Source organism: Streptomyces sp. NPDC060028 (genome assembly GCF_042736725.1).
GTDB lineage: Bacteria > Actinomycetota > Actinomycetes > Streptomycetales > Streptomycetaceae > Streptomyces.
Genome location: NZ_JBHWVJ010000064.1, coordinates 1 through 19,072, shown reverse-complemented (window position 1 = coordinate 19,072; position 19,072 = coordinate 1). Strand labels below are relative to the sequence as shown.

Below are 19,072 nucleotides of genomic sequence, written 5' to 3'. Positions count from 1 at the left end.
GTCATGCACGCCCGGGCAGATCGGATGAGCCCCAGCCCCGCCGAAATCAGCCGCGAGGCGGCGGCCAGCGGGCGGCGACGTCGTCATGGCCCGTGGCCGGCCGACCGGGGTGCGGCCTGTGAGCCCTCGGGCTCCTCGGGCCCCGGCGTCGTTACCAGGTATTCCTCAGCCGCTCGTACCGCCTGGTGCGGGTTGCGTCGGCCCATGAGCACGCACAGGGTGTACGCGACGTCGTCCAGGGCTTGCCGGGCGTCGGCGTCCCCCGGCGTGGCCCGGACACGGTCCCGACAGGCACGGAAGCGACCCAGCACCTCCTCGGCCCGGCTGCGGCCCGGCAGCAGTCCACCGGGGAGTTCATCGGCCGGGGTGCGCGAGGCCCGCACCGCCATCCGCAGCGCCCGCTCCACCCGCCTGGGCACCGGGACGCCCCGCGAGTACTCCGCCAGTGCTCCGGCCACCTCCCGGACCGTGATCCCGGCCGTGCTCGCCGCCACGGCCAGAATCCTCCTGGCGGTGGGGGCCGTGCACGGGGTGAGCGCCATCAGCACCCCGACCGCCCACGCCACGGTGGGCTCCTCGACGACGGGGTTCGAGGGTTCGGACGCAGCAGGAACCACGACGGTGCCATCCCTCCGCTCCGGACGGTGTCCGTGAGAGCAAGCAGTACGAGCAGTATGGGTCGTCCGGGGCCATGCCGCGCCGTGGCCAGGTCACGTGCCCGGTACCGCGAACGCGCCGGCGACCGCCCCGCACGCCTTCCCGCGGGCGAACGACTTATGCGCAGCCGGGGCGTCGGGGTTGGCCGCGCGCCGGACCGGGCAGTCGCCCCGAAGACGAAGGACGAAAGGGAGCATCGATGACCAGGACTCGGGCGGGCGGGCGCGACCGGTGGCTGCTGACCGTGGGCGCCGCGTGCCCCGTATGGCTGGTGGCGCGGCAGGCCACCGGACGGAGGCCCCGGTGAAAGCCTCGAAGATCGCTTACAAACCGGTGGGACTGGCCCTCGGCGCCACCGGGGGCGCGCTGGCCGGCGCCGCGTTCAGACAGGTCTGGAAGCGGCTCGGTCACGAGAACGACGCACCGAAGGCCACCGACGAGCACCGGTCGTGGCGGGAGATCCTCATCGCCGCGGCGATACAGGGTGCCGTCTTCGCAGTCGTGAAGGCCTTGATCGACCGCAGTGGCGCAGTGGCCACCAGGCGAGTCACCGGCACGTGGCCCGTCTGACCCCGCCGACTTCGCGCCGGCGGCGGCTCACGGAGAGGTGACGGCCTGCTCCAGCAGGCCGTGAAGGACGCGCTGTTCCTGCGGGCCGAGGCCGGACAGCGGGGAGTCCACGGCGAGGAGTGCGAGGAGACGCGCCCGTAGTGCGGCGCCCTCGGCGGTGAGGACGAGGTGCTTGGCGCGGCGGTCGGTGGGGTGGGGGTGGCGCTCGACCAGGCTCTGCTTTTCGAGCTTGTCGACGACGAAGGTGGTGTTGGAGGGCTCGCAGCTCATGCGTTCGGCGAGCTCCCGCATGGTCATCGGCCCGCTCATCTCCCGCAGCGCGGTCGCCTGGGGTGCGGTGAGGCCCAGGGTGGCGGCGCGCTCCCGTACGTGGTCCGCGATCCGCTGGGCCAGCCCGTTCACCAGACCGCACAGCTGTCGCTCGGCGATGGCCTGCTGCTCGGGGGGCGTCGTCATGCCACCACCTTAGCAAGTCCGTCAAGACGAAACATTTCTAGCTTGAATGATTCGAACTTGATGCTTATGGTGAGCGTCGTCGCCGCGGGAAATGCCGCGACGACCTGATGACAACGCACAGGAGAGAACTCATGCCCGACTTGACGGTGGACCAGGACGTACGACTGCGCCGGCCGGCGGGAATCCGCTCGATATGGCTGGGCGACACCAAGGTGTCGTACGTTCCGGACGGCGATGTGCGGCTCCGGCCGCTGCAGCTGCTCCAGGACACCACCGACGAGGTGTGGGCCGCGCACCCGGAGTACCTGGACGCCGCGGGCCACCTCATGGGCAGCGTCGGCGCCCTGCTGGTGGAGCACGGGGACCGCGCGCTGCTGATCGACGCGGGCTTCGGCCCGCAGACGCACGAGTCGCCGGACGGCCCCGTCCACGCGATCCACGGGGGTGCGCTCGTGCAGAACCTGGCCGAACTCGGTCACGCCCCCGAGGGCATCGAAGCGGTGGCCTTCACCCACCTCCACGCCGACCACCTCGGCTGGGCCTGCCACCCCGCCCCCGGCGGCGACCGGCCCGTGTTCGCCCACGCCGAGTACCTGATCTCCGAGCCGGAGTGGGACCGGCGCGACCTCCTGGAAGCCCAGGGCATGACCGAGCAGGTCGCGGCCCTGGCACCGCGGGTGCGTACGGTCACGGACGGGCAGGAGATCTTCCCCGGCGTGCGCGTACGGATCACCCCCGGCCACACCGTGGGGCACGCCGAGTACGTCATCACCGGGGGCGGGCGGCGCCTGATCGCCTTCGGCGACGCCATGCACTCGCCGATCCAGGTGGACCACCCCGACTGGTCCGCGGCCTTCGACCACGACCGCGCCCAGACCGCCGACCACCGCCGCCGCCTCGTCGCCGAGCTGGCGGAGCCCGGCACGATCGGCTTCGGCGTCCACTTCGCCGACGTGGTGTTCGGCCACGTCCGGCAGGATGGCCACGGCCCGGCCTGGCACACCCTGGACGCCTGACCCTCCGGGGCCGGGTCGCATCCGGGCGCCGTGAAGCCCACGTGATTGCGGCCCCCCGATCCGGGTAGCCGCAGATCATGTCCGCTCTGCTGACCGACGCCACCTTGTCCCTGGTGGCCCACGGCTACGGGTGGGCCCCGGACCTGCGCCGGGCCCATGACGGCGCAGCCCTGGTCCACACCCGGCTGCTGGGCCGTCCCGCAGTGCTGCTGCACGGCCCCGAGGCCGTGGCCCTCTTCTACGACGAGGGCCACGTCCGGCGCCACGGGGCCCTCCCGGCTCCGGTGCTCGACGCCCTTTTCGGCCGGGGCGCGGTGCACACCCTGGACGGGGAACCCCACCGGGTGCGCAAGGAGCTGTTCGTCTCCCTGCTGATGGCGCCGGACGCCGTGAAGGCCCTGACCGAAAGCGTCGGAGCCGGCTGGCGCGATGCCGTGCCCGCCTGGGAAGGCCGCAGGGTGGTGCTCTTCGACGAGGTGGCCACACTGCTCACCCGGGCCGTCTGCGACTGGGTCGGCCTGCCGGTCCCGGACGACGCGGCCCGGGAGATCGCCGAGGACTGCGTCGCCATGGTGGACGGCTTCGCCACCGCCGGGCCCCGGCACGTACGGGCCCGGCGCGCCCGGCACCGCCAAGAGCAGGCCCTCGCGGCCGCGGTCACCGACCTCCGCGGGCACGGACCGCACCCGGACGGCATCTTCTCCGCGTCCCGGCACGCGTCCGTGGCCGGGAGCCCGCTGGAGACGGTCGCCCTGCACCGTGAGCCGGACGGCACACTGCTCGATCCGCACACAGCGGCCGTCGAGCTGCTGAACCTCATCCGCCCGACCGTCGCCATCGCCTGGTTCGCCGTCTTCGCCGCCCACGCCCTCCACCGCCATCCCGGCCGGCGTGACCAGCTCCGTGCCGGCGGCCCCGCCCAGGCCCGCGCGTTCGCCCACGAGGTCCGCCGCTTCTACCCGTTCGTGCCTTTCCTCGGAGCTCGCGCCGCCGACGACTTCACCTTCGCCGGGGACCAGGTCCCGGCCGGGACCCTGCTGCTCCTCGACGTGTACGGGCACCACCACGACCCCGAGCTGTGGGAGAGGCCGTACCACTTCGACCCCGGGCGCTTCCTCGGCCGCGAGCCGGGCCGCAACGAGCTGATCCCGCAGGGCGGAGGCGACGCACGCACCGGCCATCGCTGCCCCGGCGAGGACATCACGCTCTCCCTGCTCGCCGCGCTGGGTCCCGCGCTGGCCGGCCTGGACTTCGCCGTACCGCAGCAGGACCTGTCCATCCCGCTGAACCGGATCCCGACCCGGCCACGCAGCGGCTTCGTCATCGAGACCGGACAGCAGTCGGCGGACGCGGCCGGTGCGGGCGGAACAGGTGGAACGGATGGCGCCGGAGGCCGGCCGATATATGCCGGTGGGTGACCTACCATGCAGCCATGAGTGATCGCGCGATGCAGGAACCGACCCTCCTCCTCCTGACCGCGCTCGCCGACGAGCCCCGCCACGGTTACGCCATCGCGCGCGAGGTCGAGCTCATCTCGGGCGGGCGCGTCAAGATGCGGACCGGCACCCTGTACGGGGCCTTGGAACGCCTCCTGGGTCAGGGGCTGATCGAAGTCCACGAGGAGCAGATCGTCGACAGTCGGCTGCGCCGCACCTACAGCCTCACCGCCTCCGGCCGGCAGAGCCTGGCCGCCGAAGCGCAGAGGATCGCCGCCACCGCCCGCGAAGCCGCCCGCCGACTGGGCGTCGCCGGAGGAACGGCCACGGCATGAGCCGTCGCCTGCTGCGCCTGTACCCCGCCGGTTTCCGCCGCGCCTTCGGCGACGAGATCGCCGAGGCCTACCGCGAAGCGACCGAGGGCGCGGGCCGGCTCACCCGCCTGCGGGAGGCCGGCGACATCGTGGCGCACGCGCTGCGCCTCCGTATGAGGGTGGGGTCCGCACACCGTGGCGGCCGCCTCTTCGCCGCCGCCACGCCCTTCGCGCTGGCCGCGACGGGCGCGTACGCCGCTTCCCTCCTCACGTCGAGCCTCGACTACGTCTACGTCACCGGCCACCCCGACTCCGTCGGCCCGCTCGGCTACGCGGTCAACGGCTGCTCCCTGCTGATCTTCATCGGCACCGTCTTGGCGCTGAGCGGTCGCTTCGCGGCCGGCTCGCGGTGTGCGTTCGCCGGCGCGGCGGGTACCGCGGCCTGCCTCCTCGCCGCGGTACTGCCCGGGGCCCTCGACATGCCGCTCGTGCACGCCGCCTACCTGGTGCCGCCCCTGGCGATCGCGGCCATCCCGCTGGTCTGCCCGCCGGACCTGCGCCCGCCCTGCCGGGTCATGAGCCGCGCAGGGCTCGTGGCGCTGATGATCTGGGCGCTGCTGTCCGTGGCGTTCCTCGCCCTGCTCGATGTCGACGGGTTCGGCACGGCCCGGCTGTGGCGCTTCGCCGTGCCCTTGGCCGCCGCGCTGGTCCTGCTCGGCCGGACGGCCCTGTCCGGCGTGCGCACCGTCGGCCAATTCGCCTTGGCCGCCGCACCCTTGCTCGTCACGGGCTACTTCGCCGGGGCGGTGGGCGAGGACACCGCGCTTCCGTGCCTCGGGATGCTCGCATGCACCGCCCTGGCCGTGCGCCTGTGGCGCCGCAAGCGTTCCGGCACGGCGGGCCGCGCCTGAGCCGCGTCTCAGGCGGGACCCGTCGGGCCGGCCGGGTCGGCACTGACGCGGATCTTGGACTGGCCGTGGCCGAGCTCCTCCCAGTCCTCCATGAAGCGTGCCGCCAGCCCGTGCCCGGCGGCGAGGTCGACGAGGGTCTGGGTGCGGTAGTAGAAGTCCTCGCGCAGCACCTGGTGTTCGGTGCCGGTGGTGCGGTCGAAGGTGAAGTCGAAGTAGCCCCCGGGCGCCAGGACGCGGCCCACGTGGGCGAGGCACTCGTCGATGACGTCGATCGGTGAGTGCGAGAACACGCTGTGGGCGTGGACCACGTCGAAGTGGCCGTCGGGGAGGAAGTCCAGCGTCAGGTTCTTGGTGATGGTCAGGTGCGGGACCTTGGCCTGAAGCCCTCGGCCGGTCAGGGTGCGCTTCGCTTCCATGAGGATGTCGGGTGAGATGTCGACGCCGTAGTAGTGGCCCTCGTAGAGGTAGTCGATGAAACGCCAGCCGGCGCGGAGGTTGCCGCAGCCGATGTCCAGCATCCGCGCCCCCGGCATCAGCCCGTGCCCGAGAAGGTAGTCGAACTGCATCCGCCCCAGCGCGAGCCAGCGTTCGTGGGTCTGGCTGCCGACGGCGGCCTCGGAGCCGCGTCGCGTGTCCGAGGCCATCACGGCCCGGTAGTAGCTCACGTGGTCGGGGTGTTTGAAGGCCAGCCACCGGTCGCGGGCGGCCCGCTTCAGATAGGGGGCTATGCGGTTCGGGTGGCTCGCGGCATGGCGGACCTTGTGGGCGAGGGACTCCCGGTTGGCGGTCAGGTTCTTCGTGGTGGCCACGAGCACTCCGTCTTCGTCGTCGCAGGGCGAGCTTCCCGACGACGGGCAGGGGCGCCGCCGACGGGAAGGATCTTCAGGTCTCACCATACGTCGGTCGCCGACATATACAAACCACTTGACTGTGGGCGGATGACCTCCCTCGTCCGCCTGCGCGGGCCCGGCCCGCGCGCCCCGGGATGCGGGCGCCGTGAGCACGGATCACGATGGAGCGGTGGACGTCCTGGACTCCGCGGCAGCCCGCGAGTACCGGATGCTGCGGCACATCGTGAACGGCACGAACGCCGGCGTGGCCGTCCTCGACACCCGGCTGCGGTACCTCTATGTCAACCCGCGCATGGCGCGCTGGAACGGGATCCCCGCCGAGGACCTCATCGGCCACACGCTCGCCGAGCTCTCCCCCCACGTCCACCGGTCCGAGGGCGTACTACGCCAGGTGCTGCTCGACGGACAACCCCGGGAGCTGGTCCTCAGCGGCCGTACCCGTGCCGCGTCCGCCTTCGAGAGACGGGAGTGGCGCAGCACGTACCACCGCTGGGAGGAGGACGGCCGGGTGTTCGGGCTGATCGGTGTCGGCCTGGAGGTCAGCGCCCCCCGCCACTACCTGCGCACCCTGGAGAGCGCACACCGCCGGCTCACGCTGGTGGACGCGGCAGCGGCCCGGATCGGGAGCACCCCGGACCTCGACACCACCTGCGCCGAGCTGGCCGACTTCCTGGTGCCCGGCCTCGCCGACGTGGTCACCATCGAGGTGCTCGCCGAGGAAGGGGCGGGTCGCGCCAGGCCGCTCAAGGGGGTACTGAGGCTGCGCCGGGCGGCGATGGCGGCCGCGCCCGAGCTGCTGGAACGGGTGCGGGCCTTCGGCAGGCCCGGCGCGTACATCGACTACCAGCCCGGCTCGGCGATCCCCCGCTGCCTGGAGACCGGGCAGCCGATCTACGACAACCTCGCCTCCGACGAGGCCTTCCGTGCCGCCGCACCCCAGCCCGAGCGGGTCGCCGCATACCGGGAGCTCGGCATCCACTCCGCCCTCGTCGTCCCCCTCCTCGCCTCGGGTCAGGCCATCGGCACCGTCTCCCTGGCGCGGGCCGGCGACTCGCCCACGTTCACGCACGAGGACATCAAGGCGGCCCAGGCCCTGGCCGAACGGGCCGCCGTGAGCCTGGCCAACGCCCGGCACTACACCCGAGAGCACACCATGGCCCTGGAGCTGCAGCGCGCGCTCCTCTCCGAGCCGACGCTGCCGCATCGGGACCTGGAGGTCGCCTCCCGCTATCTGCCCTCGGGCACCGGCGCGCTGGTCGGCGGCGACTGGTTCGACACCATCGCCCTGCCGGGCGGCCGCACCCTGCTGGTCATGGGCGACGTGATGGGCCACGGGGTCGAGGCGGCCGTCGCCATGAGCCACTACCGGTCCATGCTGCGCACCCTGGCCACCACCGGGCTGGCTCCCGAGGAGATCCTGGACCAGGCCGACCACATGATCACGATGTTCGGGTTCGAACGCGTCGCCACCTGCCTGCTCGCCCTCGTGGACACGTCACAGAACACGTGCACGTACGCCAGCGCCGGCCATCTCCCTCCCGCCCTGATCCGGACCACCGGCGGCACCCTGTTGCTCCCGGTTCCCCCCGGCCCTCCGCTGGGCACCGGCTTCAGCGGCTACCGGTCCGTGTCCCGGACCCTCCAGCCCGGCGCGGTGCTGCTGCTGTACACCGACGGGCTCCTGGAGCGCCGCGACGAGGACATCAACACCTCGCTCCGGCGCCTCGCCGACCTCGCCCTGCCGACCGGAGCACCGCTCGAGGAAGTACTCGACACCGTGCTGCTCCGGCTCGCGACGGGCCCCGTCGAGGACGACACCGCCGTCCTCGTCGCCCGTGTCCGTCGCACCTGACCGCCAAACCGCCGAGCGGCTGGCCGCCGGACCGCTGGCGCCGGACCGCTGGCCGCCGGTGCCGCGGTGCCTCAGAACGCGCCCGCCGCCCATCGGGCCAGTTCCCGCTGTACGGCCGCGCGCTGCTCGGCCGTCGCCGGGGCGGCGCTGACCAGCGCGAAGTGCAGTCCTTCCGGGGCGCCGGACAGGAGGATCCGGCGGGCGTTCGTGCCGCCGGGCTCGGGGACGAGGGCGATCGCCCCCGTGGTGCCGGGTCCGGTGACCGCGCCGAGGTCCGAGACGACCGTGGTCCGGGCGGCGTCGAAGCCGGCGGGCAGGTGCAGTTCGGTCGGCGCGCTCGCGCCGGCGGCGCCACGCCAGACCAGCACTCCGTACGGCAGTTCCGTGCCGACCAGACCGCTCAACTCCGGCATGCCACTGGGGATCTGACTCCAGGTCGACATCGAGCCCGCGTCGCGCGAGCGGTCCTCGTAGAGGAACGCGAGCGTATGCCCGGCGACCGCACTCGGGTACAGCCGGTCCAGGAGCCGCGCGTCCTGGCGCAGGACCGGGGTGCCGCCGTCGTCGAGGCGCACGGCGGACAGGTCCTCGTCGTTCCAGGCATCGCCCACGGTGCGGATCTTGCCCGGGTTGTCGTTCATCGCCTCGTGATGGCGGCCGCTGTAGATGTCCCACTGCCACTGGGTCGCGGACAGCACGGGTCCGGCGGCGGCCGGGGTCTGCCACCAGGCACGGCCGCCGAGTCCACTGTCGAGCGCCTGGTACTGGCCCTTGACCACGGACGGGGCCTTGTCGGACGACGTGCCGGTCAGCGGGTGGCCGAACTCGCTGACGAGCGCGGGGGCGCCCAGCGCGGTGGACCGGTTGCGTACGGAGTTGAAGTCCGCGGCGTACTCGCCGTCCTTCGCCTTGGACAAGTTGAAGAAGCCGGACATCCGCGCCTGGTCGTAGAAGTGGGTGTTGAACACGTACCGCGGCCCCAGGGTTCCCACGCCGCCGAGGCCGCCGGGCTGCTTCATGAAGGAGAGGTTGGAGTTCCAGAACATGTTCGGCTCGACGAGGGCGGGCTTGCCCTGCCAGCCCGCCGCGTCCATGCGCGCCCGGAACTTCTCGTAGAACGGCCAGAGCCGGCCCTGCTCCCAGCCGGCGCCGTCCTCGCCGCTCGCGTACTGGCCCGCATAGGGCTCGTTGTACGGGTCGAACCCGGCGATCCCCGCGAACTCCGTCGCGTCCAGGTGACCCGCGAGGTACGTCATCGTCGCCTGGGCGGTGTCGAGGAAGGCGTCCTGGACGCCGTTCCGGTTGACCCAGAAATCGCGCATGGCGCTCTTGACCGTCTGGTTCTGGGTGATGTTCTGGCCCCAGTGGACGCAGATCCCGCAGGACTCGCGCGGGTAGCCGCCCGCCTGGACCACCCAGCGCGGTGCGCCGTCGCCCGAGTACCAGCTGTCCTTGTCGAAGACGTGACGCGAGAAGAGGTCCTGGTGGAAATCGGGGTACACGCGCAGTCCGACGGCCAGGAACTCCCGCATCTGCGCGGTCGCCCGGCTCAGGTAGACCTCGTCGACCTGCCCGCGCACGGGCTCGGCAGCCGCCCACGACAGGAGGAACCGCACGGAGTTCGCTCCGCCCAACTCGCGCAGGGCCCGCGCCGACTTCCGCGCGTCCTCGACGCCGGCGAAGGGCAGGCCGCCGTACTCGGCCAGCTTGGTCTCGCCCGAGACGTTGAAGCCGCGCAGGACGACCTCGCGCCCGTAACCGTCGACGAAGTGCGTGCCGCTGACGGTCACTTCGGCTGCCCGCGCGTCGTACGGGACGGTCCCGGCGGCGGCGCTCGCCGGCGCTCCGGCGTACAAGGAGGACGCGGCGAGGACAACGAGTACCGCACCCCACGCGCATCGGCCGGAACCATGCGGCTCACGCATCACCTGGGTCGTCATGGCCGTACTGTCATCCTCATCTGATGAATCGTCAACAACTGGAGCAGGCACGCCGTACACAACCGGCCATGGTCGAGTACGGCACGCCGCGGCTTCCTGATGTCATCGAGGTCGCCGAGCCGGAGGGCGCCTGATCCCCCCATCACCTCGGGTCAGCTGGGGGGACATCAGCCAGGCCACCCCACGGCCGAGAGCCGGGAGGCACGGCGCCGACTGGCTTCGCGGCCGAGGAACGTAGCTCCGGAGGCGAGTGTCGCGGCGAACGACAGCACGACGAGGGGCGCCCGCCAGATGTGGTCAACTCCCGGCACGAACAGCCACGTCGTTGCCGAAACCGCCGCCAGGACCAGCAGCGACAGGATCCTGACCCCGCGCGGCAGCCTGCTGCTGACCGCGACGAAGAAGTACCCGAGGATCGCGCCCGGTGTGATACCCACCGCCAGGCCCAGAAGCAGGAAGAAAAGAATGATCAAGATCATGTCGCGCCGACTCCCCAGATCTCACGGCAACCCGCCCCGAAGGCATGCGGATCCACACCCCCCGCAATTCCGGCGGGCTCCCCACCGCAATACTGTCAGAGAGTTTGAACGTGTTCAATGAAGCACGAGAACCAGCCTCAGGTGACCGTCTCCGGGGCCGGCACGGTCCCGGCAGCGGCCCCGGCTGCGGGGGTCCGCCTGCCCGCTCCGATCCACACGAATCTCCACTCCTCGGCAACCCCGCGCGAGGTTGCAGGAGCTGGTTCGGCGGTTCGTCACGCCTGATCGGCGATACCTTCGGTTGGGCGGGAGCCTCCACCGGCTGAGCGCGGTCGAGCGCTCCGCATTTGTGCGGGATCTTGCTCAGGCTGCCTACGAGATCACTCCCGCGGAGCTCGGCGTCCTCTTCGAGGGTGGTTGGCGCGAGTGCAAAACTGCAGCCTGGCTGGTCGCTGTGGCCCACAGGACCGAGTTCCGCGACCTCATCGGTCGGCTCCTGCTCGCCAGCGGGGGGCCGTACGCGGGTACGGCGTACTGCGTCGCCCTCGCGAAGTTCGGCACTGCGGCGGATGCCGAACTGCTCGACGCCTACCTTGATCACTACTTGTCGCGTCCCGACCTCGACTACGACCAGCCAACCGTCCTCGGGACACTCCTGTACCTGGACGGGGTGCTCGGCTCCGACTCCGCATCGGGGTTCATTGCCCCGGGAGGCCCCTGGGACCGGTGGCTCGAATCCCGGGTCGCAGCGGCCCTCGACCCACACGGCTGCCGGCAGGGCATACAGCGACTCTGTGCTTTCGTCGACGAGACCGTTGAGACCCTCGCCCCGTTGAACCACGGGCGCCGGCAGTCATGACCGAGCGAAACGTCATCCTCAACGAACTCGCCCAGGGCCCGCGCCGTCACAGAAGACGGACCGGAGAGGATGGTCCAGCGGCGGGCGCGGACGGCGTAGGGCGCGACGGTGGTCTGGGCGTAGGCGTTGCGCTGCATGTCGAGGTAGAGCCGGCCCCGGCGGGCCTTCTTCCTCGGCTCGGTGGTGAGCTCGTCGGGGCGGCGGGAGGCGAGCAGTTCGGCGACGGCGCGCGCGAAGCCCCGTACGTCCTCGAAGGGCGCCCCACGCTCCAGGGCCACGAGTACGTGCAGCCCGCGCGAACCGGTGGTCATCACGAGGGACGGCAGCGGGGTGACGCATGCCTGACCGGCGAGGTAGAGCAGGGTGGCGGTGTCGTCACAGACGGCGTACGTGACGGTGCCGCCCTCCTTGGGCAGCTCCGCCCGGTGGGTCCAGTCGGGACGCTCACCCGGATGGCTTTGGCGGTGGTCATCGCGCCCTCCTGAGGGGCTCGCGGGCTCGGCTCGACGGTCTCGACGGGCCCCGTGCGGCCCCCAGCGCAGCTCTCACGCTCCTGTTCGGTGCCGAGGTGCGGTGGGTCTCGCGCGGCGCCTCGTCGTTTCCTGGTGCTCCAGGATGTCGATCACCTCCTGGTCGGTGACTTGGCGGAAGTCGTCGTACCAGGCCCCGACGGCCACCAGGTCGCGGTGGGGCCGGAGGCAGACGACCCGGTCGGCGTCCCGGCTCAGCTCCTCCGCGGCCCCCGCGGCGCACACCGGTACGGCGAGGACGAGGACGGCCGGGCCCTCGGCGCGGATCCTGCGCAGAGCCGCGCGGGCGGTGACCCCCGTGGCCAGCCCGTCGTCGACCAGGATCACCGGGCGACCGCGCAGGGCAGGGGCGGGGCGACCGTGGCGGTAGAGGGCGTCGCGACGGTGCAGTTCGGCCCGTTCCCGGGCCACGTCGGGGGTGAGTTCCCGGGGGGTGAGGCCGAGCATGCGCAGAGCGCGCCGGTCGAACAGGGGCGGGTCGTCGCCCACGATGGCGCCGATTCCCACCTCCGGCCGGCCGGGGACACCGATCTTGCGGGCGACGAGGACGTCCAGCGGAGCGTCGAGTGTCCGGGCGACTTCGGCCGCGACGGGGACTCCCCCGCGCGGAAGGCCCAACACGACCGGTTCGGGCCAGCTCCGGGTCGCCCACAGTTCCTCCAGCGTGGCCGCGAGCTGCCGGCCGGCCTGTTGGCGGTTCTGGAAGCGCATCGCGATCCCTCCTCACCCTTCGCCTGCGGCTCGTCACGTTCCGGTACGCCGGCTGCTCGCCTCCTCCGCGCACATTCCACTCCGGGTCCCCCGGGGGTCACGTGGCGGCTGCCCCGGACGAGCATGATCACGCCCACTGGATCCGCGGGGGCCACGCCCGGTACCCCGGGTGGATCCGGGGTAGGCCTTCATGAACGGATCCCCTTCCTGGCGAGGCGAAAAAGACGCCATGGACACCATCGACAGCGGCGCCCTCCAGATCACCCTCCGGCGCTACGGACCGACCGTGCACCTGACCCTGGCCGGGGAACTCGACCACGAAGCCGACGCCGCGCTCGCGCGTGTGCGCGCCGCCGCTTTCCGCGACGGGGTCGACGTCGTCGCCTGCGACCTCCACCACGTGCGCTTCATGGACGTCTCCGGCCTGCGTTGCCTCCTCGGTCTGCAAGAACAGGCCCGCGAGTACGGCATCACCGTGCTCGCGTACAACTGGCAGCCACAGCCCCTGCGGCTGCTCCACCTCCTGGACGGCCTCGAACCCTGCGACGAGACCGGGCTGCGGGCCCTGCTCGACCTCCTGCGCGAAAAGCCCGAAGCCCGGCTCACGCCCGGAATCGACGCCGCCCACGACGACACGTCCCCGTTCGTGGGCGCCGAGCGCCGCCACGACCCGGGTCCCCCACCAGCGGCACGGTGACGACGTGTTCGGGGACTGCGCGCCTTCGCGGTGACAGCGGGGAACCCCGCGTTTTCCGTACCGGCCCGCAGGCGTACCGGCGCCTCCGGTGGGCAGACGCCTTCCCACACGTCCGAGGTCGGATCGGAGCAGACCATGAACCGTACCGGGCAGCCGACGAGCCGCAGGGGGTCCGGGGAACCAGAAGACCCCTGGCAGCACTTCCAGCAGGTCCTGCGAGCGATGGACCGTCTGCTGGAGCTTTCCGCGGACTCCGTCGGCGGCGGGCCCGAGACCGCCGTTCCGTATCCGGCGGGCAACGCGGGCGCGACGGCGTCGGCGTCGGCCGACCGCTCCTCGTAGACGGGCACCCTCACCTCTCACCCTCGCCCTACGGCTCCGGCAAGCAGGATCGCCGGTTGCGCATTCCGCCGCCGAAATAGGGCATAAGGGATTTGCGAGATCGGAGAACGTCATGATCGTACTTGGCATCATCCTGTTGATCCTCGGCTTCATCTTCGGAATTTCGATCCTGTGGACCATCGGGATCATCCTGCTCGTCATCGGCGCCGTCTTGTGGATCCTCGGCTCCGTCGGACACGCGGTCGGAGGACGCCGGCATTACTGGTAGGCGCACCGCCCCGCGACTCGCCGAGCGCCCGGACGACCGCCTCGGCCGCACCCTCCCGCTATCGCTCCGTCACTCATCGTGGTCGGCCTGCGAGTAATGTGGGAGGGGTCCGGGTCCCATGAGGCGGATGGGGTTGGTGGCGTGTCGACATCAAGTCACGAGACATTCGGTGCACCCTGCTGGGTCACCCTCATGACCCGCGACCTCGGCGCGGCTCAAGAGTTCTACGGCGCGGTTCTCGGCTGGGATTTCCGGCCCGGCCGCCTCGGCGAAGGCTTCTCCGTCGGCTTCCTCGACGGGGTCCCGGTGGCCGGCCTCGGCACCCTCGCCCGGGCGCTCTCGATCCCCGTGGCCTGGACGCCGTACTTCGCCGTGGACGACGCCGACGTCACGGCCGCACGGATTCTCGAGCGCAGCGGGACCGTCGCCGTCGGCCCCCTGTCCTTCGGCACCGGCCGGGCGGCGCTCGCCGCCGACCGCGACGGGGCGGCGTTCGGGATCTGGCAGGGAGGCGCCATCCCCGACTGGGGTATCGGCGGCGAGGCCGCCCCTGCCTGGCTGGAGCTCCGCACCAGGAACGCCTTCGACGCCGCCATCTTCTACGCGGAAGTGCTGGAGTGGGCCTGTGACCACGCCGGCTGCTGCGAAGTCGCGTACGACGAGGAGGACGACCGCATCCTGCTGCGCCACGGCCGCCGGACGGTGGCCCGCCTGCGCGGCGGGGCCTTGGCCGAGGCCCCCGACCCGCAGGTCCGGCCGAGCTGGAACGTCCACTTCCGGGTCCCCGACCTCGAAACCGCGGTGAAGACGGCCACCACCCTGGGCGGAAGCCACCTCCCCGGCCCGGAGCCCGAACCCCTCACCCGCGAGATCACCCTGCGGGACCCCGACGGCGCCCTGTTCGGCATCGCGGGCCCGGCCGGCCCCGGCCCGTCCTGAGGAACAAGGCAAGGGCAGACGCAGAAGGAGAGGGGCTACGTATGGACGGTCCTGAGCTCTCTCGGCATGAGCGGATGATCCTCAACGACATCGAGCAGGACCTGTGCGCCGATCAGCTCCTGGACCGCAGGCTGCGTACGCTGCGCCGCGGCATCAGGCCTTGGGCGTCCCCCGGGAACTGGGCCCGCCGCCACGGGGCCGGACTGTGCACCTGCCTGCTCGGCGCAGCGTGCGCGGCCCTGCTCGTATGCGCCGTCTCGACCTCCGCTGCGGCGCTGATCTGGGCCTTCGCCGCCGTCTGGGCCCTGACCCTCACCGTCCTGCTCCGGCTCGTGATCCGCTGGTGCCGCAGGACGGCGGCACGTGACGCGATGCGCGGGCGGCGGTGAGAGCCGCGTACGACTCGTGCACGCATGTGGGTGCCGGCGCCTGCCCGCGGCGTCGCGTCGCCCCGTCACGGCGCGAGGGGCGGCGGTCGCGGAGTTACGCTCGGAGCAGGCCGCGAAAGGAATGGTGCGCATGTGCCGCTGGCTCGCCTACTCGGGTTCGCCCATGCTGCTGGACGCCGTGCTCTACCGTCCGGAGCACTCGCTGATCAACCAGAGCCTCCGTGCGCGTATGGGTGTCGAAGCGACCAACGGCGACGGCTTCGGCATCGGCTGGTACAGCACGGACGGTGACGGCACACCGGCTGTCTTCCGGGACACCGCACCGGCCTGGAACAACCGCAACCTGCGCGAGCTCGCGGCGCACGTCCGCTCGCCGCTGTTCTTCGCGCACGTGCGGGCCTCGACGGGCTCGGCCGTCCAGCAGACCAATTGCCACCCGTTCCGTCACGGCCGATGGCTGTGGATGCACAACGGGGCCATCGCGGACTTCCAGCGGCTGCAGCGGGACCTTTGCATGGCCGTGGACCCGGCGCTCTTCCCGTCCATCGAGGGATCCACCGACTCCGAGGTGATGTTCTACCTGGCGGTCACCTACGGCCTCGACCAGAACGTCCCGGACGCGGTCGCCAGGATGGCGGGGTTGGTGGAGCGGCTCGGCAAGGAGCACGGCGTGCCGGAACCGCTCCAGATGACGGTGGCGGTCAGCGACGGGGAACGGGTCTGGGCCTTCCGCTATTCCAGCGGGGGCTCGTCGCGGTCGCTGTTCTACAGCAGCCGCGCCGAGACCGTCCGCCACCTCCACCCGGAACTGCACTACCTCAGCGAGATCTCCGACGAAACCCGCATCGTCGTCTCCGAGCCGCTGGGAGACCTGCCCGGCGTGTGGAACGAGCTTCCCGAGGCCAGTTACGCGGTGATCCCTTCCGGGCCGGAGGACTATCTCCCCTTCATCCCTGAACGCTGACGGCCGCGCCCCTGCTTGAGTGACGGTTCGAGGGGTATGGGCCCTTCATCAGCAGCCCAGCCGGCAGCCCAGCCAGCAGCCGAGCACGCGCGATCGACCGACGGAGGGCGCTCCGATGTCACTGACCGTGTCCAAGCCTTCTGCCGGACAGGCAGGAGGCACAGGCGCAGGCACAGGCACAGCCCGCCCGGCCGCCGTGGCACCTGAGGCTGAGAGCAGCCCGAGCCGGGTCGCGGCACTGACGATGGGCGTCGAGGAGGAGTTCCTGCTCGTCGACCGTCACAGCCGGGCCCCGGTGGGTCGCGGACCCCGGGTCATAGAAGCCGCCTCGCGCACGCTCGGCCCGCTGGTGCAGCAGGAGTTCTTCACCGCCCAGGTGGAGGTGTGCACCAGCCCCACGGCGAGCCCCGCCGCGCTCAGAGCCCAACTGGCCGGGCTACGGGCCGAGGTGATCCGCGCCGCGGCCGCCGAGGAATGTCTGCTGCTCGCGGCCGGAACCCCAGTCATACCGCCGGAGCTTCCCCTGACGGTCACGCGCGACGACCGCTACCGAAGGATGGCTTCACGCTTCGCGTCGGTCCTCGGCGACTACGACCAGGCGGTGTGCGGATGCCACGTGCACATCGGGATGAGCTGCCGCGCCGAGGCCCTCGAGATCGCCAACCGGATGCGCCCGTGGCTGCCCTCCCTCCAGGCACTCGCCGCCAACTCCCCCTTCAGCCGGGGCGAAGACACCGGACATGCCAGCTGGCGAGCGGTGGAGCATGCCCGCTGGCCCACCGTGGGGCCCGCTCCGGTCCTCGACGAAGCGGGGTACAAACGGGTCGCCGACGCGCTCGTCCGGAGCGGAACGGTCCTGGACCGGCGGATGATCTACTGGTACGCCCGCCCGTCCGAACACGTTCCGACCCTGGAGATCCGCGTCGCCGACGTGAACGCCGGGATCGACACCGTCGTACTCCTCGCGCTGCTCATACGAGGTCTCGCCGCCACCCTGGGCCCGGAGGCGGCCGACGGGCTTCCGGCCCCGGTCCTGGAGTCCGCAAGGCTGCGCGAGGCCCACCGGCGCGCGGCCGCGTACGGCATGGAGGGCGACGGTCTCGATCCGGTCAGCGGGGTCCCGGTGCCGGCGTGGGCCCTCGTCGCCCGGCTGCGCGCCCGTGCGGCCCCGGGACTCGCCGCCTCGGGCGACCTCCCCCTGGTCGACACGCTGCTCGACCGCGTCCGCGCCGAAGGCACCGGGGCAGCTCTGCAAAGAGCCGCCCACCACCGCCGCGGACGGCTCAGCGACGTGGTGGACACCCTCGCGGAAACCGTCGCCGCCGCCTGAGACGACGTACGGCCCCACGGGTTCGGCTGCGCGAAGGCCACGTCCGGATGTGCAGCCAGCCCTGACGGCCCGTCGAGGGCGCCCGCCCGGTGCGCAGGCCCGGACCCGGTACGGGAGGGCCGTACTGCGGCTCGGGCCGAGCAACGGCCTTTCGGACCAGGGGCCTTCGTCCGTCCCGCGGCCGTGAACACCGTGCCCGTGCCGTCGGTCGCCGCGTGTCCGGCCCCGCGCGCGGTGTGGGCATTGACCGCCCGAACCGTGGAGATCTTCATGGGGGGCGGGCCGGCGGTCCCACCTGCAGGTTTCAGCTCTTTCCGGGGCGGATCGGACCGATGCGCCATTTTCCGACTTTGTAATCACATTGCTTGTCGTTTACCTTGTCTGAGGCGCGGGACAAACCGCGTCTGGATGTGCGGGAGGTGATCAGCGTGCCTAGTGGCAGTAGTCCCAAGGCGTATACGCCGCCGATCCCGCTTGACGCACTGCAGTAGCGGCCCACGCCGCGCCACGGCACCACAGCATGCCTCCGCGGCGCGTCTCCGGTTTTCCGCGCGCTTTCTTATGCGAACCCGACGCCGTATCGGCGTGCCCCGGCACGTCGACCGGCGACCGGGCCGCGCGGCTGTGGATACGTGCCGCGTCCCCAACTTTCTCAGCGAACACATTCACCACATGTTTACCGCCGAAGCACGTCCGAGATCCGCCGAGCGGCGACGGGTGCACACCGAGTGCCGCCCAGGACGTGCCTTGACAGGAGGAATGCCATGACCAACACGATGCCCACGAACCACGACAGCACGCTCATGCCGGTCGAAACGGTTGCCGAGCACACCCAGAAGGTGGAGCTGCTCCGCGAGATCAACACGGAGATCCGCGGGCTGAACAAGGAAATGGAGGATATCCGGGAAATCACCGAAGACCAGCTGAAGGTCACCGTGGAGACCCGGAGGGTGAGCGCCTGGACGGCAATCGCCGTGGTGCCCGGCGCTCTCGCATCGCTCTACGGTTCCAACTTCGAGCACATGCCCGAGCTCCAGTTCAAGTACGGCTGGCCGATATTCCTCGCCGCGCTGGCATCCACCGCCCTGGCCACCTACTTCGCGGTCAAGCGCAAGGGCTGGCTGTAGGCCTGCCATCGAGCAGAGGAAGGGCGATTTACATGTCGAACAATGCCACGCACTCCAGTTTGGCCGGGCTCACCCCGAAAGACCTTGACGCGTGCTCGAATGAAGAACTGCACACCTTTCTCCAGGGAGTCCGCCGGTACCGGAAGGAAATGGTACTGCTCCACGGGAAGTCAGTGGAGCTTTACCATGGGACCAGGGTCGCCCGGAGGGTGACTTCGTGGCTCGTGGTGTTCATGATTCCCACACTGCTGGGCGGGATCTACGCCGCGAACTTCTACCAGCCGGAAACCAAATTCGTTTGGGCCTGGCCGGCCTTCCTCGTCCTGGTGGCGGGTTCGGGCGTCGCGATGTTCACCCACCTACGGCGCAGGGGCTGCATCTAGTGCTGTGACCGGAAAGGTTCACCGCGTCGCGGCGCCCGGCACGGCACCTCG

General features: G+C 71.4%; 22 protein-coding genes and 1 pseudogene. 16 read left to right on the top strand and 7 right to left on the bottom strand.

The genetic code is table 11. The annotated features are described in order from the left end of the window. Nucleotides 1-83: 83 nt before the first annotated feature. Nucleotides 84-617 (bottom strand): DUF5133 domain-containing protein, encoded by a 534-nt coding sequence (locus tag ACFWBF_RS26875; protein WP_385606393.1) that lies wholly within the window; start codon nucleotides 615-617, stop codon nucleotides 84-86. 343 nt (nucleotides 618-960) lie between these two features. On the opposite strand from ACFWBF_RS26875, the gene ACFWBF_RS26870 reads away from it, so the two are divergent. Further along, nucleotides 961-1,227, top strand: a complete 267-nt coding sequence (locus tag ACFWBF_RS26870; RefSeq protein WP_385606391.1) for a DUF4235 domain-containing protein — start codon at nucleotides 961-963, stop codon at nucleotides 1,225-1,227. A gap of 27 nt (nucleotides 1,228-1,254) precedes the next feature. Here ACFWBF_RS26870 and ACFWBF_RS26865 read toward each other — a convergent pair whose 3' ends face one another. Next, nucleotides 1,255-1,683, bottom strand: a complete 429-nt coding sequence (locus tag ACFWBF_RS26865; protein WP_385606390.1) for a MarR family winged helix-turn-helix transcriptional regulator — start codon at nucleotides 1,681-1,683, stop codon at nucleotides 1,255-1,257. A gap of 131 nt (nucleotides 1,684-1,814) precedes the next feature. On the opposite strand from ACFWBF_RS26865, the gene ACFWBF_RS26860 reads away from it, so the two are divergent. From ACFWBF_RS26860 to ACFWBF_RS26845, 4 genes are all read left to right on the top strand, one after another. Further along, the gene (locus ACFWBF_RS26860) at nucleotides 1,815-2,699 is read left to right on the top strand and encodes an MBL fold metallo-hydrolase (RefSeq protein WP_385606387.1); all 885 of its coding nucleotides are present in this window, start codon (nucleotides 1,815-1,817) and stop codon (nucleotides 2,697-2,699) included. A 77-nt stretch (nucleotides 2,700-2,776) separates the two neighbouring features. Beyond that, the gene (locus ACFWBF_RS26855) at nucleotides 2,777-4,117 is read left to right on the top strand and encodes a cytochrome P450 (protein ID WP_385606385.1); all 1,341 of its coding nucleotides are present in this window, start codon (nucleotides 2,777-2,779) and stop codon (nucleotides 4,115-4,117) included. A 14-nt stretch (nucleotides 4,118-4,131) separates the two neighbouring features. Continuing rightward, nucleotides 4,132-4,470, top strand: coding sequence for a PadR family transcriptional regulator (locus ACFWBF_RS26850; RefSeq protein WP_385606383.1), 339 nt, complete (start codon nucleotides 4,132-4,134; stop codon nucleotides 4,468-4,470). Continuing rightward, complete coding sequence (locus ACFWBF_RS26845; protein ID WP_385606382.1) at nucleotides 4,467-5,360, top strand: hypothetical protein; 894 nt, start codon at nucleotides 4,467-4,469, stop codon at nucleotides 5,358-5,360. Before ACFWBF_RS26850 ends, ACFWBF_RS26845 begins: the two co-directional genes overlap by 4 nt. 8 nt (nucleotides 5,361-5,368) lie before the next feature. Here the strand turns inward: ACFWBF_RS26845 and ACFWBF_RS26840 are convergent, their stop codons facing one another. Next, nucleotides 5,369-6,169, bottom strand: coding sequence for a class I SAM-dependent methyltransferase (locus ACFWBF_RS26840; protein WP_385606380.1), 801 nt, complete (start codon nucleotides 6,167-6,169; stop codon nucleotides 5,369-5,371). Between the two features lie 187 nt (nucleotides 6,170-6,356). Here ACFWBF_RS26840 and ACFWBF_RS26835 point away from each other — a divergent pair, with 187 nt between their 5' ends. Continuing rightward, nucleotides 6,357-8,063: a SpoIIE family protein phosphatase gene (locus ACFWBF_RS26835; RefSeq protein ID WP_385606379.1), complete on the top strand. Its 1,707-nt coding sequence runs from the start codon at nucleotides 6,357-6,359 to the stop codon at nucleotides 8,061-8,063. A gap of 71 nt (nucleotides 8,064-8,134) precedes the next feature. Here ACFWBF_RS26835 and ACFWBF_RS26830 read toward each other — a convergent pair whose 3' ends face one another. Continuing rightward, complete coding sequence (locus ACFWBF_RS26830) at nucleotides 8,135-10,003, bottom strand: cellulase family glycosylhydrolase (RefSeq protein ID WP_385606377.1); 1,869 nt, start codon at nucleotides 10,001-10,003, stop codon at nucleotides 8,135-8,137. A 167-nt stretch (nucleotides 10,004-10,170) separates the two neighbouring features. After that, a complete protein-coding gene (locus tag ACFWBF_RS26825) occupies nucleotides 10,171-10,482 on the bottom strand; it encodes a hypothetical protein (protein WP_385606375.1) in 312 nt (103 codons plus the stop codon). Nucleotides 10,483-10,732: 250 nt separating this feature from the next. Between ACFWBF_RS26825 and ACFWBF_RS26820 the strand changes: the two genes are divergently transcribed. Continuing rightward, nucleotides 10,733-11,341 (top strand): DUF6000 family protein, encoded by a 609-nt coding sequence (locus ACFWBF_RS26820; RefSeq protein ID WP_385606374.1) that lies wholly within the window; start codon nucleotides 10,733-10,735, stop codon nucleotides 11,339-11,341. A 50-nt stretch (nucleotides 11,342-11,391) separates the two neighbouring features. On the opposite strand, the pseudogene ACFWBF_RS26815 reads toward ACFWBF_RS26820, so the two are convergent. Both ACFWBF_RS26815 and ACFWBF_RS26810 read right to left on the bottom strand, forming a co-directional pair. Further along, nucleotides 11,392-11,793: pseudogene (locus tag ACFWBF_RS26815) on the bottom strand (ATP-dependent DNA ligase); the annotation flags it as partial. Between the two features lie 93 nt (nucleotides 11,794-11,886). After that, nucleotides 11,887-12,582, bottom strand: coding sequence for a phosphoribosyltransferase (locus tag ACFWBF_RS26810; RefSeq protein WP_385606372.1), 696 nt, complete (start codon nucleotides 12,580-12,582; stop codon nucleotides 11,887-11,889). Nucleotides 12,583-12,811: 229 nt separating this feature from the next. Here ACFWBF_RS26810 and ACFWBF_RS26805 point away from each other — a divergent pair, with 229 nt between their 5' ends. The 9 genes from ACFWBF_RS26805 to ACFWBF_RS26765 all read left to right on the top strand — a co-directional run bounded on the left by ACFWBF_RS26805 (nucleotide 12,812) and on the right by ACFWBF_RS26765 (nucleotide 19,021). Beyond that, nucleotides 12,812-13,279 (top strand): STAS domain-containing protein, encoded by a 468-nt coding sequence (locus tag ACFWBF_RS26805; protein ID WP_385606370.1) that lies wholly within the window; start codon nucleotides 12,812-12,814, stop codon nucleotides 13,277-13,279. Between the two features lie 135 nt (nucleotides 13,280-13,414). Continuing rightward, on the top strand, nucleotides 13,415-13,621 hold the full coding sequence (locus ACFWBF_RS26800; protein WP_385606368.1) for a hypothetical protein: 207 nt from the start codon (nucleotides 13,415-13,417) through the stop codon (nucleotides 13,619-13,621). 112 nt (nucleotides 13,622-13,733) lie between these two features. Then, nucleotides 13,734-13,889: a DUF6131 family protein gene (locus ACFWBF_RS26795; protein ID WP_385606366.1), complete on the top strand. Its 156-nt coding sequence runs from the start codon at nucleotides 13,734-13,736 to the stop codon at nucleotides 13,887-13,889. Between the two features lie 192 nt (nucleotides 13,890-14,081). Next, nucleotides 14,082-14,828, top strand: a complete 747-nt coding sequence (locus tag ACFWBF_RS26790) for a VOC family protein (protein WP_385606365.1) — start codon at nucleotides 14,082-14,084, stop codon at nucleotides 14,826-14,828. Nucleotides 14,829-14,869: 41 nt separating this feature from the next. Continuing rightward, nucleotides 14,870-15,217 (top strand): DUF3040 domain-containing protein, encoded by a 348-nt coding sequence (locus tag ACFWBF_RS26785; protein WP_385606363.1) that lies wholly within the window; start codon nucleotides 14,870-14,872, stop codon nucleotides 15,215-15,217. 130 nt (nucleotides 15,218-15,347) lie between these two features. Continuing rightward, a complete protein-coding gene (locus ACFWBF_RS26780; protein ID WP_385606361.1) occupies nucleotides 15,348-16,181 on the top strand; it encodes a class II glutamine amidotransferase in 834 nt (277 codons plus the stop codon). Between the two features lie 196 nt (nucleotides 16,182-16,377). Beyond that, nucleotides 16,378-17,511, top strand: a complete 1,134-nt coding sequence (locus ACFWBF_RS26775) for a glutamate--cysteine ligase (protein WP_385606360.1) — start codon at nucleotides 16,378-16,380, stop codon at nucleotides 17,509-17,511. 632 nt (nucleotides 17,512-18,143) lie between these two features. Then, entirely contained in the window at nucleotides 18,144-18,638 is a 495-nt protein-coding gene (locus ACFWBF_RS26770) for a CorA family divalent cation transporter (protein ID WP_385606358.1), read from the top strand. A 233-nt stretch (nucleotides 18,639-18,871) separates the two neighbouring features. Then, nucleotides 18,872-19,021 (top strand): hypothetical protein, encoded by a 150-nt coding sequence (locus ACFWBF_RS26765; RefSeq protein ID WP_385606356.1) that lies wholly within the window; start codon nucleotides 18,872-18,874, stop codon nucleotides 19,019-19,021. Nucleotides 19,022-19,072 lie beyond the last annotated feature (51 nt).